Below are 612 nucleotides of genomic sequence, written 5' to 3'. Positions count from 1 at the left end.
AACCACCTAGCTGGTGCGCCATAGCGTGCACGTAGCCTAGAGATGCGTTGTTAAACGCCATGCCAGCCATGAACTGTGCATATGCCATTTGCTCACGAGCTTCTAGGTTTTCGCCGTTTTTCACTGCGGTGCGTAGGTGCGCTTGAATTAACTCGATCGCTTTGATTGCAACAGCGTCAGTAATTGGTGTTGCCGCGATAGATACGTAAGCTTCAATCGCGTGAGTTAGCGCGTCCATACCTGTTGCTGCCGTCAAAGACGCTGGCTTAGCAAGCATTAGCTCTGGGTCGTTTACAGAGATAAGAGGCGTTGTGTGTTTATCAACGATTGCCATCTTAATGTGACGCTCTTCATCAGTGATGATGCAGAAACGGGTCATTTCAGATGCAGTACCTGCTGTGGTGTTGATTGCGATTAGTGGCAGCATTGGTTTTGCTGATTGATCCACGCCTTCGTAATCGCCGATTTTTCCGCCGTTAGATGCAACCAGTGCGATGCCTTTTGCACAATCGTGTGGTGAGCCACCACCAAGTGAAATTACGAAGTCACATTCGTTCTCTTTTAGAAGAGCTAAGCCATCATTAACGTTGGTGATTGTAGGGTTTGGTTGAG

1 protein-coding gene is annotated in these 612 nt (G+C 48.2%); it reads right to left on the bottom strand.

The window, feature by feature from the left end; genetic code table 11:
• Nucleotides 1-612 (bottom strand): iron-containing alcohol dehydrogenase (locus R8N49_RS28545; protein WP_318190625.1); only part of this gene is annotated, 612 nt, incomplete at both ends.

It is taken from the genome of Vibrio sp. 1978 (assembly GCF_033344345.1).
The sequence above is the reverse complement of the archived record's forward strand: the minus strand, read 5'-3'. Positions and strand labels throughout refer to the sequence as shown.